This is a genomic window from Gammaproteobacteria bacterium (assembly GCA_019748175.1).
Classification (GTDB): Bacteria; Pseudomonadota; Gammaproteobacteria; order JAIEPX01; family JAIEPX01; genus JAIEPX01.
On sequence record JAIEPX010000008.1, the window covers coordinates 510,207 to 526,746 of the forward strand.

Below are 16,540 nucleotides of genomic sequence, written 5' to 3' on the forward strand. Positions count from 1 at the left end.
GTTTATCACTTAGGCAAAGAAGATTCGGATCAAGTTGAGGCTTGAGTACGCAAACGACTATTAAGTTTATTTAAGCGCCGAGTGATATTGACGGAAGAGCAGAAGAGAGTCTTTGGTCAGCTTTGTATTGAAGTTGGGGTGTGACTTTAATTGGGCTGAAAATGCATTGCCCAAAAAAAGGGCAAACTTAGTTTGCCCTCATTCTGCTAGTAACGGTCTCTACCGCCGCCACTACCACGACGATCACCGCCACGATCACCCTCTTCACGTTCACGAGCTTCGTTAACGCGGAGTTTACGGCCATTCGTTTCGGTATCATTCAGAGCTAGAGCCTTAGACATAGCGCTCTTGTCTTTGAAAGACACAAACCCAAAACCTTTTGATCGGCCAGTAGCACGGTCAATGATCAGGTTTGCAGACTCAATTTCACCGTATTGTTCGAACATTTGGTGTAACTCTTGTTCGTCAACGCTAAAAGGCAGATTGCCCACATAAATTTTATTCATCGATTACAGTTCCTAAAAATTAAAGACTTAGCCCCCAGCGTAACACCCTTCGTTGCTGATTACACTACTATTATCTCCCATTCGCGAAAATAGTCGCTGAAATGCCCAAAACCGCCTAATTGAGGGCCGTGGATTGAGGGCGCAAACGCACCTGCTTAGAGTAGAAGATCACCTTTTGATCTAGACTCATTTTTTTGTGCAGTTCCGTTTGGTGGCATGATGCTAGGCGGATCTTGGAAAAAGCGAAGAGATATTGGATCGGTCAGGAAGCTTGCAAGCGAGTGCTCAGAAATGCCAGCAGGAAGAATTAGTTTAATGATGACCTTGCGGACGTCCGTGGGCAGATTAGCTAAAGTTGTTTGGAGCTTAGCTGTTTTTCTATGAAAAAACGCCGGATGAAACAGGAAATTCACTCTAAAGCTGAGGAACTGATCATTTTTTTTAAGCCCCGCTGTTATCTTTGGAGAGCTAACACCAAGCAGTCTCAGTAAGGTGGTATTGTTGCTGAGAGCGTTAGCGAGGAGTTCTGCGCCAGCCTCATCGATGTCATTGTCTGTAAGATCAATGTCGGTAAGGGCTGTGTTGCGCTGCAGGGCGTTAGCGAGATAGGCGGCGCCAGCATTGCTGATCTTATTGTGCGTAAGGTCAATGGCGGTGAGGGTAGTATTCTTCTCAAAAGCCCTGGCGAAGATTTCTGTTCCAGCATCCTTGATCGTATTATACCTAAGGTTAATGGCAATGAGGTAAGTGTTCTTCTCAAGGGCGTTAGCCAGGTGTATTGCGCCGGCCGCGTCGATTTCATTGCTCCCGATCTTAAGGGAGGTGAGCGGAGTGTTCAGCTCAAGGACGTTAGCCAGGTGTGCTGCGCCTGCATTGCCGATCATATTGTTTTGAAGGGTAATAGTCCTAAGGGACACGTTGATCTGAAACGCATTGGCAAGGTCTGCTGTGCCTCTATCGCTGATTTGATTGTACCCAAGGTCAATGGAGGTGAGGGAGCTGTTCTTTTCTAGGGCCTTGGCGAAGTCTGCTGCGCCCTTATCCCCCATCTTATTGCCCATAAGGTCAATGGAGGTCAGGGAGGTGTTTTTCTCCAGGGCCCTGGCGAGGTGCGCTGCGCCAGTATCGAGGATGTCGTTGAAGTCAAGTGCAAGGGTTATCAGCGAGGTATTGCGCTGAAGGGCTTTCGCGAGGTGGGCTGCGCCAGCAGGGCTTATATCATTGCTCCCAAGTTCAATGGACGTCAGCGAGGTGTTGCACTGAAGGGCGTTGGCGAGGTGTTGCACGCCCGCATCGCTAATTTTATTATGCCGAAGGCTAATGAAGGTGACAACGGTGTTGTGCTGAAGGACGTTAGCGAGGTGTTCTGCGCCGGTGGCGTCGATCTCATTGAGCGCAAGGTTAATGGAGGTGAGGGAGATGCTCTTCTCAAGGGCGCTGGCGAGGTGTGCCGCACCGATACTGTCGATCCTATTAAGCTCAAGGTCAATGGAATGGAGTGAGCTGTTGCACAGCAGGGCGTTGGCAAGGTGCGCTACGCCAGCTGGGCCGATTTCATTGCCTCTAAGGTAAAGGAAGGTGAGGGAGCTGTTGCGCATAAGGGCGTTGGCGAGGTGTTCTGCGCCAACAGGGCCGAGCTCATTGTTCCTTAGGTCAATGGAGGTGAGGGAGGTGTTACTCTCAAGGGCCTTGGCGAGGTATTCTGCGCCGGTACCGTTGATGTTATTGCCCTCAAGATCAATCGAGGTGAGGGAGGTGTTTTTCTCAAGGGCTTTGGCGAGTTGTTCTGCGCCACCCGAGTCGATGTCATGGTACCGAAGGTCAATAGTGGTGAGGGAGCTGTCTTGCGCAATAGTCTCCAATAAATGGGTGAAGTCCTTCATGACCTAAACTCCGGTTTTCTGAGCGACACAGCCCTTGCTGATTTGAGGGATAAAGGTTTCACCTGATCAGCCGTCAAAGTAGGTAGAGTGCCCAGCTTGCTCACTGAAATCAATAGCTTAACATTAAATCTGTAGTGCAAGTATGGAGGGGGGGGTAACCTGGTCAAGCGATTTCGAGTAGGTAATACTTTGGGTCCTGAATGATAGTGATGGCCACCTACTTGTTACCTGCCTGTTGGAAATTATGCTTGTCGCTAACCGGATAATCTTCTTGACAAATTTTCACCTGAGATAGGCAAAAGATGAACGTTTTAATCTTGACATCGCATGCTTAGTTCTTCGAGTAATTTGATCATTTTCTCATGCTTATGAAGTCGAGCGATATCCAGAGCTGTTTGACCATCAGGAATTGTTTGCGCATTAACTTTAGCTCCTGCAGTGATGAGCAGAGCAACCACATCCACAGCATTGTGTTGAGCTGCAAAATGTAGTGGTGTGATATTCGCAGGATCAAGACAGGCATTCGCATCAGCACCATTTTCAAGAGCAGCACGTACGGCAACAGCATCATTATGAATGACAGCTTCTATTAAGTTCATTGTTATCCCCTTTCAAATGAATATAAAATATCTAAACCATTTCCATCAACAGAACTTTCTGATTGTACTGACCATTTCTTGTTCAGAAAATACCGTATTCGGAAAACGTTGGTATGATCGAGAATATCAAAACTGTAATTCACGTATAATTTAGGGGATAGGTATCGACCTAATACAAAAGCAGTGTGTTGAATGGTGGTCTCGGGGCTGGCTTTGTTTTTAGTTTCGTAGGAAGTAATATCGAGTTCACTTAATCCAAGTTTTTGTTCTAATTGAGATTTAAATCGCGACAGAGAGTTGTCTCCGCTCAAGTTTAGAGCTTGAGCAGCGCCGAGCAGTGCTTTTGCATTCATACTACTTCCAGAAACCGCAGTAGTCGATTGACCCAGTACCAAGTAAGATAAAATATCACTGGTGGTGATATCATCAGGTTCAGAAAATAATGTTAGAGTATGTTTTGCTAATGTTCCTGTAATATTAATTCCGACTACACGATTTTGGTCTGATAGATTAAGGGACTGATAAATACCGCCCATACCGATTCGCCGAATGGCGCGTGCAGTTAAATTAGGATTCTCGATGGGACCACCATTAAAATTTAAAATTCCGCGATCTACTTTTAACGGTTGCCCACGAAAATCATACGTTCCATTCTGTAAAGAGAGTTGACCAAATGCTGTAGTGGCTCCGCCCGCTTTATCATTAATGGTTAATCCACCCACGAGTTTACCTTTTAATCCATTTGAATCGATGGTGATGTTGTTGCCGAGTTTTAATTCTATGTAAGTTGTTAACTGTACTGGTTCTGCAGCAGAGGGTTTGAGTAATGGTTTTTGTCGATAAGAAATTTCATCGGGTAATTCCAGCGTATCGTTATAGTCGTATGAGCGAAATTCTCCTTTAGGTATAAATAAATTCCCTTCGAGTGACATTACTTTATCGACGATATTCATTTTCAGATTTGGAGTGGCTACAACTTTTACGCCCGGTGTATCACTGATCAGCATGTTTTTGCCTTGTAATTCTAAATGAGTATGTAATTGCTTATTTTTAATTTGAGTTGTCCCTGTAATTTTAAAATTACCTTCACCGGCTGAACCAATACCTTGATAACTTAAAACACCTTCTCGGATTGCACCGGTGGCGGTCAAGTTTTTGATTTCCCCGCTAACATCAGGTACTCCAAAGCTCGCATGAGTAACTTTTGCTGTGCCCGTAAGAACAGGGTGAGCAATTGTACCGCTGATATTGCCATGTCCAATACCAGAACCACGTGTTTTTGCAATTTTTGGAATGAGTGCTGCAAGGAAATCTAATTGTGGGGCATTTAAAGCAAAATCTCCTCGAATGGGGCTCGCTAACCAATTATTAGGATTCCAGCGTTTTGGATCTGCAATAATGTTTGCAGTCACTGTACTTTTTTGTAGGAGCTCTAACGCTATTTTAGTAGAAAATTGATGCTCATTGAGCTGTGCTTTTATTATGCCGCCTTGGTAATGAAAGGGTCGTGAAATATCATCGACAAAATAATCAAAAACACCAGGAAGTAATTCAATATTCAAATCAACCGTCGGTGTTTTGTTCGGAAGAGCAGTAATTTTTGTTGTTGCATTGACTTCGCCATGTAGAATGAAATCTCCCAGCCAAGGATTAAAAATATCCAAGGGGATTTTTTCACTTTTAATATCGGCTGTGAAGGTTTTCCCCTTTTGCCACTGGCTATTCATACAGAATTTTACTTTGTCATTTAACAAGCAAAATGGAGAGATATGCACAGAGTCTTTGCTCAAAGAAAGTGGTGTAGGGGAGTTTAAATGCCAATTGTGCGCACTGGGTGATTGAATGGAAATATTGTCTAAAGTCCCTTGCCATTGCTGATCTGAATACTGACCTTTTGCATTGAGTTTCACAAGATTTTTTTCAAGACCATACATCAGGTGAATAGTATTTTGGGCCATTGTGCCCGTCAAAGATCCATGAAGATCGCCTACATTTTTTTTATCATGCTGGATTTTGTTGAAGTCAAACTGAAGAGACATCGGAGCATTATCGTTTCGATAGAGAGCGTGTAGATTGAGTTGATTAATAAACCATTGATCAAATTGTAAATTTTGTCCTTGCGCATTAATCTGAACGTTAGGCATTTCTCTGGGGCCATTGAGAGATCCTTGGCTCGCAAGAGAACCACTGAAGCCATATTCAGCTAAAAGAGTATGAAGATTAGGAATATTCAGGTCCCATTGTAAATCAATCAGGTGGTTTATTTTGCCGTTTGCTTTGAAATGAGCATTCCCGAAATGTAAATCTGAGTTAATAAAATGATTGTGATCAGCGGATTGTCGATAATGAAATTCACCTAATAGAGTTTGGTTTTTTAGTGTGCCATTGAGATGAGCTAAATCAACGATCGTTGTGTCATTGTCGACACGAGTTGCTAACATAAAATTAATTTTTCCTGGCCAGAGAGGAAAAAATGGTTCTGGGTTGATCTCTTTAATCTCCATGTCAGCAAACCAATTTAGTTTTTCTCCAAAGTTTAATTGGCCTAGTAGTTTAAAAGTACCGCCAAGAATTTTATTTTCCATCGTATGGAACTTTAATTGATGTGTGTCACCTTCTCCCTGCAATGACCAATGATTCGTTTCTTGATCAACAACAACAGTGAATAAGTAATTAATCGGTTTCCCAGAAGTTTCTAAGCGTACATGCATTGGAGTGGGGCTGGTCATGCGCGTAATCAATTGGATACTCAGCAATTCGGGATAGATTTTGGCATTAAAGCGAATGTTTTCCAGTATAATAGGCGTGCCGTATGCAGAGCTCTCAAGTGTTAGGTGGTTAATTTCAGAATTTTTAATGTGTATTTTGTATCCAGGAAGTGCCAATGAAGTCTTATTTATCGGTTTATTGGAATTCGCATGATTTAATTTGATTTTCAAGGTATCGATATTAATATCGCGCAGTGATAATTTCCCCCGAAGCAAAGCTTTTAGATTCCAACATGCCGTCATTTTATCGGAGGACAGAACAAAACTTTTATCGTTATCTTCATAAATCACGTTAGTTAAAATTATGGTACGATTTAATTGTCCTTTCAGCTTTGCATAATGTAATTTTCCTGGAATAGAGTGAGCTGCATTATTTACTAACCATCGGGTAAAGTTTTCTGAGCTGATGAGGATGTACACAGCAATAAAGATCAGTGTAGTAATTAAAAATAAACCTGAAATTCCATACTTGAGCGCTTTTTTCATAATTCAGGACCCATACTAAATTGCACTAATGTAGGATGGTCAGGATTGTCTAAAGCGTTCGCGACTGTTAAAGCAAGTGCGCCTACTGGTGAGTGCCACACTATTCCGCCTCCGACACCGCGGCGATAGTCTTTAAAAACATTTGACCCAACTTCACCAGCATCAAAAAATGCTGCTAAGTAAAAGTTATTATAGATTTTTTGTTGAAATTCTATGCTGCCAACGGAGAGTGTTCTTCCGGCCTCATTTTTTCCTATTTCGTTCAAATGATACCCACGAACGGATTGCGAACCACCCGCATAGTAACGAAGTGAAATTGGAATCACGTCAGGTTTGTCAGTTACTAAAAATCCTATCTCACCGCGAGCGATTATTTTGAAAGAATCGTTATAAGTATGTAACCATTTTGCTTGAAGAAAAGCTTGGAAAAAGTCTATCGATCCAACCGTGGCTTTCGATGCGCCACGTAAGCTTAAATTAATACGATATCCTTGAGTGGGAGCAACAGCGTCATCGCTGTTTAATTTCATCCAGCGTCCATTAGGAATCAAAAATGTGGTCGTCTTAGGAGGATTATCATTGGGCTGTGAGCGTTCCAAGAGTAATGTTACTCCAAGTGTTTGTTCCCATGTCCATACTAAATTGGTATAGCCAGCATTCATTTTTAAGTTGTTTGTTTTGCCAATTTCAGAATCTTCACTGTGAAATGCCTCAGCGGTTAATTTATATAAATCGGTGTTGGGGTTATGACCGGGGATGTTATAACTCACTTTAAATTCAGAAGAATTGTCTAGATTTTTTCCTGAGGCTTTACCATTGAAACTGACATAATGCCCAGAAGAATTCAACGGTTTTAAATTAATATCGCTTAGTCCTCGAATGCCAGTATCAGTTCCAAATCCGAGTCCAAAATTATACTGTTGGGATTGTCGTGCAGTTAGTTTTACAGTGATGGGTACTATGAGTCCGCTGGGATGTTCATTGAGTGGCGTGATTGTGACGGTTTGGAAATACAAACTGCTCGTCAAATTGGCTTGAAATTTATTTATAAGTTCATTGTCGTATACTTCACCATTTTTAAAAGGAATATATCGACGCAGAAAGGCTTTTGAAAGAGGTTTTTTAGGTTCAGAGGTATAGGTAAACGTCACAGGACCAAATAAAAAGCGAGGGCCTGTTTTAAATGTCATCTTTACATCTGCACCGTATGGGTTTTGATCGATTAGTAATTTACTTTCAGTCATTTCGGCGTTGAAGTATCCTCGTTGAGCGGCTAAGTTTATGAGTAAATCTTTTGCAGCGCCATAATTTTTAACACTAAAAAGGGTGCCTTGTTTTAGAGGAAAATTATTCAATGCGTTTTTAAATGAGGGATCATTTTGGCCAGCTCCTGAAACGGTAACGGTCAGATGTCTAAGTGTAATTTGAGGGCCAGGTTGTACTCTAAAAACAGCAAACCAACGATCATTGCCTACAGAGCGTAAATCAGAGGTCACTTTGGCTTTAAAATAACCGTAGGGCGCTACAGCTAATTTAATTTCATTTTCAGCTTGATGATAAAAGGCCTGCATTTGATCTCGATCAAGATCTGGTTTGATGAGAGCAAGTTTTCCAGTTAAGCGTTTTTTCGCGTTAGCTTCAGGTTCGCCTGATATTCCGATAATACGAAAATTTAGAGTGACTACTGCAAAAGTAGATTGCGTGGGTAAAATAAATATCAATAGAAACAGAAATACCTGTGACAGTAATTTAAATGTTGGCAAGCTCTCTTTTTTCACTTCCAATCCTAGTGATATCTCACTCAGTTAATTGCTATGCTTTTTTTTGGTTATTATATTGCAATACGTTACGAGTTTGTTGAGCAAGATCCGTTTTGCCCATTTTCTCATAAGAATTCACCATTAATTCTAAGGCGGGTCGAACTTGCGATGTACCTTGGTAATGCTGAACCACTGTACTGGCTCGATTAGCTGCCGCAACATATGCTTTGCGATCATAGTAGAATCGTGCGACGTCAAGTTCGTATTTTGCGAGTAAGTCGCGAATATACAGCATTCGTTTACGTGCGTCTGAGGCGTATTCACTACGAGGGTAGTAACGAGTGAGGTCGTTAAAGTCTTGGAATGCTTCACGAATGCTGGCCAGATCACGAGTTGCAGGATCAAGTGGGAATGTGCTGTAGATCCAGGATTTGTCGCGTTCCATTTTCATGATGCCTTTGAGGTAATAGGCGTAGTCTACACGTTCGCTTCGCGGGTATAGATGGATGTAACGGTCTGCTGCGGCTATAGCTGAGGGTAGGTCTCCAGAAGCGTAATATGCATAGACGATGTGTAGTTGTGAGTTTTCTGCGTATTTACTGAAGGGATAAAGAGCGTCGAGGGCTTCAAAGTGGGCAGCGGCTGATTTGTAGTTTTTTTTCTGAAGGTCTTTTTCCCCTTCAGCATAGATGGCTTGTGCGGATTTGTCTTTAAAGGCTTCTATGCCTTTAGGTGTGCTTGAGCAACCTACGATAACAAACGTAATACTAAGCAGTAAAAATATAAACTTTTTCATAATCGTCACCTAGAAGGTTTTTAAAACTATCACTTTTATCCAATGCGAGGGCACTTATCAATGGCTGATCCTGGTTCATGATTGTAGCCTTCCTTCGCAACGTTGATAATAACTGAAATTGTCAGGATATTGAAGGCTATTTTATGTAAGAGAATATTTAAGAGGATAGAGGATGAGGAGTTGGACTGGGCAAGACGACCTTTTCAAGAACACGTTGCTTTTTGTACAAATTCGCTGGGTTCTTAAAGTCGGCGTTACAATCCGACTGTCTTTCCGGCAATGGCTCGCTCGGGTCCCCCTCGCTGCGCTTTATTTGCCTTCAAGAAAGTCGGATTCTTCGCCTACGCGACTCAGGATAATTACATTTTATTGCCACAAGTAAAGCTAATGGATTTGCTCGTTTTCTTAAAATAAGCTACAGATCGCACATATTTTTATTGACATATGATATTAATGATGCTAACCTAACGTGATTTAAACAATAAGAGAGAATTCTTATGAAATTACAAACAAAAATGCTTGGTCTCTTCTTATTGCTTTGTCTGAGTTTTGCGACACTAGCACAAGCCGGTCAACATTATTGTCCGACCGCAGCAGATTTGAGGCATCGATTATACAATAAGAGTCTGATGAATTACGATTGTAAAAACTGGGGTGCTATGGGAGGTATTAATTACTGTTATGGAAGTATAGAAGTCACTGATAGTTTTAACACAAATGAAAAATGGGTTTTTGAATTTACTGTGCGCCATGTTAGTAGCTTAGACGAAGCTTGGAATTTATTTACAAATTATTTTGACTCTCTAACCAATGAGAATCGAGTAGCAGAATATCATGGTTCTTTTTGGAAATGTCGTTATGGAATCAACCCTGAAGATTTTGATAATAACAAGGAACATACCTACGATTTAGAAATTAGACTAAAAAGTCGGTAAGAAGTTCAGGGGTCAATATTTGCCCCTTTTGGCTTTTATTAAAAGTTGGTTCTATGGTAAAATCTTCAAATATCGTCAATTAGTCGAAAATTATGCAATCAAAAAAATCCTTCAGAGAACTTCTTCAGGATCTTGATTTTGTTCAAGACGTGAATCACTTTATCCATGACAAAGTTCCAGAAGATGGGTTTACTTTACTTCCTTTTCTGTGTCCTTTCCGCTACAAACCCTATTCTGCAGTTCGAGATGAACAAGGTGAAGTTATCGGAATTACTACTGGATATCGACAAGGCATTACGAAAGGTTCGCAGTCCAAAATAGATCGTGTTAGAAATTTTTGGAATAACGGTGGCTCAGTTATATTAAGTAACTCATGTGTTAAGTTTCTTATGGGAGACAGTGATGTTTATGCTTGCTCAAGTATATATCCCCAAGCCCCCGAAGTGCCCAAACTTGACAATTTTGAAATTTTATCAAATAAAGCAATCTGGGAAAAATATAACGCCATTGCAGAATTAGAAAAGATTTGCGATGAACAATACGAAACTTATGCAAAATATATTCAAGAAACGATTGAACAAGAAAGAAATGAACACCTTCATGTGGATGAGATGTATCATCCTGACGTACCGACAGAATGGAAAGAAAAAATGATACAAAGAATTCTTTCGAGCTATATGCTCGATGGAATTTTAATGAGACGTGGAGTGTACGGACCCAACCCAGTCATTTTAGGAGTTGAAGCGAGCTCTACAGCAATCATTCAAAATGCAGCTTTAAGTGAAGATGAAAAAATACCCGTCATCATGTTGAAACCATAAAGATAGCGCACATCGTTTGTTGGAATTATTAGAGGCACTGATCTGAACACTCTAATAATATCATAACATCTACAGGATGTGATAATTTGAGTGCAAAATAACCATTATAGAGGGCATTTGTTATAATAAACTATAACTCATTATAAATGAGCCATTCAAATATCTGACCCTGACCTACAGTGAGTGACTAAAAAACCGGGTAATTCTCACATCAAACTTAAACCACACACTTTTAATTGAGCTCACATTACACTTGCTGTTTAAGAATTTTTGAAATAAATCTTTATTTTTTTGATATTTTCTGTATTATCTAAGAGATCAAGATGATTATTTGCCAATTTAGATATTCTTTCCAGGCATTGTAATGCAATTTCATCTGCGTCATCCAAGGAAGATGTCCACTTATGGTAATATTTTATTCTAGCTTCATGAGCATAGGTTAAAAATTTATCTTCTTTATCGTTTATTACGCCAGCTAATTTCAAGTGCTTTATCCTATCTCGCTGATTTAATTTATCAAGTATATCTTTAAAATTTTCATTATTTTTTTTTATTTTTTTACATGTCGCATTGTGTTTATTTTCAGTTAATAGAGGTGTTAATTTTTCTTTATTCACTATGCTCAAAAATTGGCAAAACATTTCAGAAAATAATGCACACATTTGAATGCAAGCAATTACTTCATTGTAAGAATAGCATTTTTTAGCGCTTACAATGCTTTGTATCAACTTATCATCAATTTCGTTATTAATTGTACCCACACTGATGCTGAACATGTGGTCACAAGCTTTAGCATATCTCGCCAATAAATCGCGATAAAGATGCCTATCTTCTAATTTAAAAAAATGTCTTACCCATTTTAGTGCTTCTTTATCTTTTTCAGTAATTGGATTTAGAATGCCATCAACCTGGTCTTGTGTTATTGGCCATCCTAGACGATTCAGTTTAACTAGTATTTCCCCTTCCATGGTCACTCCTTCATATAGAGAAGCTTAAATATAATAATATATATTGTAGCAATTAAATTTAAAAAAGGTTAGGGGTCAGATCTTTGCTTGGTGTATAGTTAATCTGTTGCTTACAGGGCCTGGTCTGTATTAGCCTATAAATCATATGAAATTGTGACTACGATAATAGCAAATGAGCCTAACCGCTGACCCTGACCACCCCAAGATTAAATGGCTTATAGTCGCTAATATGTTCAGTTCGACTCACGTAATCTCTGCTTGCCGTAGCACCCTCTTCACTGCTCTGTATATATCATCAAACTCTGGCAGCGTTGCCATTTGCGGAGATAGTCGAGTTGTCCAAGTTTTTTTGAGGCGAGCTTCTTTTACATGAAATTCACTGCTGACTTCATCTATTGTCTTGCCACGATGGGTAAGTTTCGCATTAATTGCTTCTAAGCAATCAATAAGTTTCACTGATCCACTGTGTACAGTGAGATACCAAAGATCATATAGATCACGCGGTTCTGTTCTCGCTCGGTCAAGCAATGCTACTGTTTTTTCAGAGGCTATTTCACTAAGCGAATAGACTAGTATTTTCTCATGCTCTGGAAGATCTGAAAATTCATCACAAGTTTTAATTACAGCAAGCTCCTCTGGTGAATAATAAACTATTTCATTTATTGTGATATCTACTTTTATTTCTTTTGGAGTAGATGTTACAGGAAGAGGTCCTTCATACGTAAGGTAAAAATGTATGGCTGTTTCTGTGAGTTGTTGAGTCAAGACGAGAAAATTGGAATCTTATGTTTGATGAATTTTTAACTTCCTTGTAAATCAATTCGAGCTCTTTATTTATCTCATCAAAAGATAGAGGCTGTAATAGTGTAAAATCGAGATCTTCTGAAAATCGATACTCAGAAAAATGGCATCGCCGCAAAGCCGTTCCTCCTTTAAAAATAATTTTATTTTTGAGCGGAACTCGCGACAGTCCAACTAGAAGCCAAGCAATACAATAATCACGCTCCAAAACATCCTCTGGTATGCGTCTATCACCATTTTCTTTCAATAAACGATTAGATAATTTCGAAATTTGACTTTGAGGTATCATGATTAAGTTTCTCCTATTGTTAGTAGTTCTTCTTGGGTAATATTCACCTTTAATCGCCATTTTGCAATATAAGGGCCTTGTGGAGGAAGTTCTGGGTCTAGCAATTGATAAGTGTTGGTAAGTTTTGTTTGCAGAAATTCCCAATGAATTCGTGAACCGATTTTGTAAAGCTCCATGAGAAATCCAAGCCTTCTGATAACCGCTCCCACTCCCAGCTTCATGGCATAATCGATTAGCTTTTGTGGATCAATGGCTTGACGTTTGATCAAAAAAGCTTTTGCTACTTCAGAAAAACCACCACAATAGCTAGGTTCTTTTAGACCATCTATTAGGGTACGCTCTAAATCGCTCACGCGAACTTTCTCGTTTTTGTCAATCCACATTTCTGCAATTCCAAAAACATCTTTTTCTTTGCAACGCACAAAGCGAAATTCAGTCCCTTGTATAGTGCGAGAAGGAATCATTTTAGGTGAGCTTACATAAATCACAAATTGTGGTTGAGTAACCATTTGATGCAGATCGAACGCTGAACCATATGAGAGATAATAAGTGGCTTCAGATTTTTTATGGCCAGCCGATACTAATTCGCGCCCAACAACATAAGGATTGCCAAGATACTCGCTCTCAAAACCTAACTCGAATGGGACGATACGAAATATACCTGGTTTTAGTCGTGTCACTACACCATGACGTATTAACTGAGACAGCGCCTTAGAGGCGGGTGCGCGGTTAGTTAAAATTTCTTCCGCTTCCCTAAAATGAAATACCGGGCGATTGTGACTGTATAGTGTCACAAGTAATCGGGCAGCTAATGGCCCTAGAGTTTTAGATAGATTATATTTTGTGTGCATAAAACACCTCCTATAAGTATATTATACACTCAAATTATCATAAAATCTATATATAATGATAATTTGAGTGAAGAATAAACCTTTTCAAGGGCTTTTCCTAGAACAAAATATAATTCTGCATGGCGATAGATTCTAGGTTGGTTTTACTTTGGCGGAAGCAATTAGTTATCCTGAGTCGCGTAGGCGAAGAATCCGACTTTCTTGGAGGGAAATAAAGCGCAGCGAGGGGGACCAGCGCAAGGATATAGGCCATTTTCGGAAAGACAGTCGGATTCTCACGCTCTAATCCGATTATTCCAATAAATTTCAACTGTCACAGTGATCGTAAAGATATTTCATTTTCGTTTTAACCTGAATATATTTGTATTAATAGTCCTAGGAAACATATTAAAGAAATAGGGGTATATGTAAAATATGCTATACTCAATGTATAACATTATTGATTGATTACTCTTATTGAGTACTCATTAATTAAGTTGGAGATTCTAAAATGAGAAGGTCGTTTCTTGGACGAGAATTCCCACCAAACATCTCCAGTTTGAGATCCGCATTAACTGATCAGAGCAATGAATTACACATCCTTTGTGAGAATGTGTTTGAGAAGAAGGAAAAGCAGGCCTCAGAACTTGTGAATGTTCTTGCGACAAATTTTAAGCTATTATCGGAAAATTCGAACGAGGTTCGTCAACTGATAAACAGCACATTAAATACCTTTGCTAATCATTTTACTTCTATTGATGGTAAAGTCTATAAAAAAGAAGAAGGGGCGTTAGTTGCAGATAAGTCAAATGAACAAGAATCCCACTGGGAAAAAATAATAGAGATGCTGGAATGTTATCATCATATCCAAAGAAATTTTTATGAAATTTCGTCTATTTATCTAAAACTAGAACTGCCTGAGAAAATACACTATTGGGAAATGCAGAAGGTTCAAGATCCCGTGCAGGTTGCGAAAAACTTTGACAAAGTTCTTGAAAAATTCAGTAGTAATTTTCTTGATGAACCAGCGAGATCTTACGTTTTGGGAGATCTATTCCGGGGGTATCATAACCAAAAAGGTCGTTCACTACTTGATCAAACTATTATTTCAGCTAGAGTATGTAAAGTTGATGTCCAGGTTGTTCCTGGAACGAGTAACTTAGCTACGATTAAAATCAAAGATAATCGGCAAGACAGTGAAGCAATGGCAACTGCAAATTTAGATGATAGCAAAGTAGCAGATCAATCCCCAAGAGAGTACGTTAGATACTTGCTTGATGAAACAATATATGGGAAACCAGGTGCACTTGCATGTGTCATTCTGCAGTATATTCCAGCGCAAAATATTGTATTTTTAGATACTGCGGACACAGAAGGCAAGCATTTATATTATTTAAGCGAGAATTATGTCACAGTCATGCATGAACTCGGCCATATGTGGTCGTTCCTAGGGGGAACAAACTATCATCCTGAGACCCCAATTCCTATTAGACTCGAACCATTTCATACTGCAGAAGAGTATATGACAACTGGCGTAAGACCCTATTGCGAAGATAGGTTTGACCCATTGAATATTCAGAGAGTGAGCCATAATGCACGTGAATTTAAAAGTATGGAAGACTTTAAAGAGAATAAAGAATTTCTGATCGACAGTGAAGTGAAACTGCAGCGGCAGGGGGATTGTGACAAGTATATTCGAAGAACAACTGGGGAAACAAAAGAAGGGACTGTTAAAAAATTAGAATGATTCAAAATTATAATTAAGATATCATCAGTTACTAACACAAACTCTTGAGGCGCAATCATCTTTGTTATGTGTTATTTTGCCTGTGTCTGTTATCGTCGTTTTAAGCAATTGTGAAAATTGGTTTAGTTTTGTAATTAACTCAAGAGGTAAAACTTTCGGTTGTTTACTCGCAGTTATAGAGTGGTTACATAGCTTTTCAATTTCAGGAATTAATGATGCATGTGGAACGTCAACTTCAGGTGTTTTCAACAGGGATATAAAATTTGGCCAATCTTTTGCTGCACCAACACATTCTACTTTTTTGTATCGTTTTGTTGAATTATTGCCATTCTTAGCGACTTTACCACAGAGATATAGTTGATCACAATTTCTTAGGAAATATGTAGCATCTGTTGTGACACGAATATTTTCTGGTTTAAAATCTAATTTAAAGGAATGTATACTTGGAATCCCTAGGCAGTGTCCCAAACATAGTTGACCAGAACCATTCTCTCCAAATGAATTGAAATAATCATCGCACTGGATGATCGTGTGGAATGAACTTGCAACCACATTTTTTGCATTTTTCACATGGGGAATTTCCACAAGCTCTTGCATTACGCCCCGACATCCGGGCAGCACTTGACCAGAATCATTCGTCCCACAGCCGAATACTTTCCCAGATTCACTAACAAAAAAACTGGTTTTCGTACTGGTGCTCATTGTGATAATTTTATTCAGTTTTGGCACTATATATGGAGTGCGGCAATAAACTTTCTTTGCATTGTCAAGTAAATCAACTCTATGTTGACCGGTTATTAAGTGTAGACGATCTTGACCCGTTATATAAACATTGCCTGAGTCCGAAAGATAGTAAGCGGAGTCAACGTTTGCGAGAGTTTGAATTATTCGCGGAAGCCCTTTGATTTGTGTAAAGTTTTTAACTTCAAGTACTTCTCCGTGGCCTAAGGCTCCATATTCATTTTTCCCTCGACTGTATACTGACCCATCTTTCAGTAGAATGAGTTCAAAACCATTCCCTTGTGCTACTTGCTGCACAGTTTTTTGCTGAATAAACAGCAGTGTTTTTTTTAGATAGCTCTGAAAGAAATTACGTGCAAAAAAAGCTGATGTCCCACGCGCATGCTTCACGTCTTGGAGTGATAATTGGTCTGCAATTAACGTCATGACATCTTCTGGGAAATCTTGCATAATTCTTCTCTTAAATCACAGTTACCGGATAGGAATCTTATCACAATATGGTAATAAAATCAATATAAAACAACGAAATTGTATGCAACAAGGAATTTGTTCACATTAGGTAACGCATGAATTCGGTTTGTCTTAGTGCCCCTTTCGCAGGACAGTAAAC

General features: G+C 39.6%; 14 protein-coding genes. 3 read left to right on the forward strand and 11 right to left on the reverse strand.

The genetic code is table 11. The annotated features are described in order from the left end of the window. Window positions 1–206: 206 nt before the first annotated feature. The 6 genes from K2X50_05195 to K2X50_05220 form a co-directional block, all read right to left on the reverse strand. Window positions 207–506: an RNA-binding protein gene (locus K2X50_05195; protein ID MBX9586636.1), complete on the reverse strand. Its 300-nt coding sequence runs from the start codon at window positions 504–506 to the stop codon at window positions 207–209. A gap of 155 nt (window positions 507–661) precedes the next feature. Next, window positions 662–2,389: a hypothetical protein gene (locus tag K2X50_05200; GenBank protein ID MBX9586637.1), complete on the reverse strand. Its 1,728-nt coding sequence runs from the start codon at window positions 2,387–2,389 to the stop codon at window positions 662–664. Between the two features lie 311 nt (window positions 2,390–2,700). Further along, the gene (locus tag K2X50_05205) at window positions 2,701–2,988 is read right to left on the reverse strand and encodes an ankyrin repeat domain-containing protein (GenBank protein MBX9586638.1); all 288 of its coding nucleotides are present in this window, start codon (window positions 2,986–2,988) and stop codon (window positions 2,701–2,703) included. Window positions 2,989–2,990: 2 nt separating this feature from the next. After that, window positions 2,991–6,242, reverse strand: a complete 3,252-nt coding sequence (locus K2X50_05210) for a translocation/assembly module TamB domain-containing protein (protein MBX9586639.1) — start codon at window positions 6,240–6,242, stop codon at window positions 2,991–2,993. Then, window positions 6,239–8,020, reverse strand: a complete 1,782-nt coding sequence (locus K2X50_05215; GenBank protein MBX9586640.1) for a BamA/TamA family outer membrane protein — start codon at window positions 8,018–8,020, stop codon at window positions 6,239–6,241. Before K2X50_05215 ends, K2X50_05210 begins: the two co-directional genes overlap by 4 nt. A gap of 34 nt (window positions 8,021–8,054) precedes the next feature. Next, a complete protein-coding gene (locus K2X50_05220; GenBank protein ID MBX9586641.1) occupies window positions 8,055–8,798 on the reverse strand; it encodes an outer membrane protein assembly factor BamD in 744 nt (247 codons plus the stop codon). 497 nt (window positions 8,799–9,295) lie between these two features. Between K2X50_05220 and K2X50_05225 the strand changes: the two genes are divergently transcribed. After that, window positions 9,296–9,733: a hypothetical protein gene (locus K2X50_05225; GenBank protein ID MBX9586642.1), complete on the forward strand. Its 438-nt coding sequence runs from the start codon at window positions 9,296–9,298 to the stop codon at window positions 9,731–9,733. Between the two features lie 92 nt (window positions 9,734–9,825). Continuing rightward, on the forward strand, window positions 9,826–10,554 hold the full coding sequence (locus K2X50_05230; protein MBX9586643.1) for a hypothetical protein: 729 nt from the start codon (window positions 9,826–9,828) through the stop codon (window positions 10,552–10,554). 260 nt (window positions 10,555–10,814) lie between these two features. Here the strand turns inward: K2X50_05230 and K2X50_05235 are convergent, their stop codons facing one another. The 4 genes from K2X50_05235 to K2X50_05250 all read right to left on the reverse strand — a co-directional run bounded on the left by K2X50_05235 (window position 10,815) and on the right by K2X50_05250 (window position 13,463). Beyond that, on the reverse strand, window positions 10,815–11,522 hold the full coding sequence (locus K2X50_05235; protein MBX9586644.1) for a hypothetical protein: 708 nt from the start codon (window positions 11,520–11,522) through the stop codon (window positions 10,815–10,817). Window positions 11,523–11,765: 243 nt separating this feature from the next. Continuing rightward, window positions 11,766–12,287: a nucleotidyl transferase AbiEii/AbiGii toxin family protein gene (locus K2X50_05240; protein MBX9586645.1), complete on the reverse strand. Its 522-nt coding sequence runs from the start codon at window positions 12,285–12,287 to the stop codon at window positions 11,766–11,768. After that, a complete protein-coding gene (locus tag K2X50_05245) occupies window positions 12,238–12,612 on the reverse strand; it encodes a nucleotidyl transferase AbiEii/AbiGii toxin family protein (protein MBX9586646.1) in 375 nt (124 codons plus the stop codon). The genes K2X50_05240 and K2X50_05245 overlap by 50 nt, the downstream gene beginning before the upstream one ends. 2 nt (window positions 12,613–12,614) lie before the next feature. Beyond that, on the reverse strand, window positions 12,615–13,463 hold the full coding sequence (locus tag K2X50_05250) for a transcriptional regulator (GenBank protein MBX9586647.1): 849 nt from the start codon (window positions 13,461–13,463) through the stop codon (window positions 12,615–12,617). Window positions 13,464–14,055: 592 nt separating this feature from the next. Between K2X50_05250 and K2X50_05255 the strand changes: the two genes are divergently transcribed. Continuing rightward, window positions 14,056–15,189 (forward strand): hypothetical protein, encoded by a 1,134-nt coding sequence (locus K2X50_05255; GenBank protein MBX9586648.1) that lies wholly within the window; start codon window positions 14,056–14,058, stop codon window positions 15,187–15,189. Between the two features lie 24 nt (window positions 15,190–15,213). Here K2X50_05255 and K2X50_05260 read toward each other — a convergent pair whose 3' ends face one another. Then, entirely contained in the window at window positions 15,214–16,380 is a 1,167-nt protein-coding gene (locus K2X50_05260) for a hypothetical protein (GenBank protein MBX9586649.1), read from the reverse strand. Window positions 16,381–16,540: the final 160 nt, after the last annotated feature.

Excerpts from the sequence above, each read along its gene's own strand:
- K2X50_05210 (MBX9586639.1), bottom strand. The coding sequence starts at position 6,242 with ATGAAAAAAGCGCTCAAGTATGGAATTTCAGGTTTATTTTTAATTACT.
- K2X50_05225 (MBX9586642.1), top strand. The coding sequence starts at position 9,296 with ATGAAATTACAAACAAAAATGCTTGGTCTCTTCTTATTGCTTTGTCTG.
- K2X50_05245 (MBX9586646.1), bottom strand. The coding sequence starts at position 12,612 with ATGATACCTCAAAGTCAAATTTCGAAATTATCTAATCGTTTATTGAAA.
- K2X50_05205 (MBX9586638.1), bottom strand. The coding sequence starts at position 2,988 with ATGAACTTAATAGAAGCTGTCATTCATAATGATGCTGTTGCCGTACGT.
- K2X50_05200 (MBX9586637.1), bottom strand. The coding sequence starts at position 2,389 with ATGAAGGACTTCACCCATTTATTGGAGACTATTGCGCAAGACAGCTCC.
- K2X50_05260 (MBX9586649.1), bottom strand. The coding sequence starts at position 16,380 with ATGCAAGATTTCCCAGAAGATGTCATGACGTTAATTGCAGACCAATTA.
- K2X50_05230 (MBX9586643.1), top strand. The coding sequence starts at position 9,826 with ATGCAATCAAAAAAATCCTTCAGAGAACTTCTTCAGGATCTTGATTTT.
- K2X50_05195 (MBX9586636.1), bottom strand. The coding sequence starts at position 506 with ATGAATAAAATTTATGTGGGCAATCTGCCTTTTAGCGTTGACGAACAA.
- K2X50_05220 (MBX9586641.1), bottom strand. The coding sequence starts at position 8,798 with ATGAAAAAGTTTATATTTTTACTGCTTAGTATTACGTTTGTTATCGTA.
- K2X50_05235 (MBX9586644.1), bottom strand. The coding sequence starts at position 11,522 with ATGGAAGGGGAAATACTAGTTAAACTGAATCGTCTAGGATGGCCAATA.
- K2X50_05250 (MBX9586647.1), bottom strand. The coding sequence starts at position 13,463 with ATGCACACAAAATATAATCTATCTAAAACTCTAGGGCCATTAGCTGCC.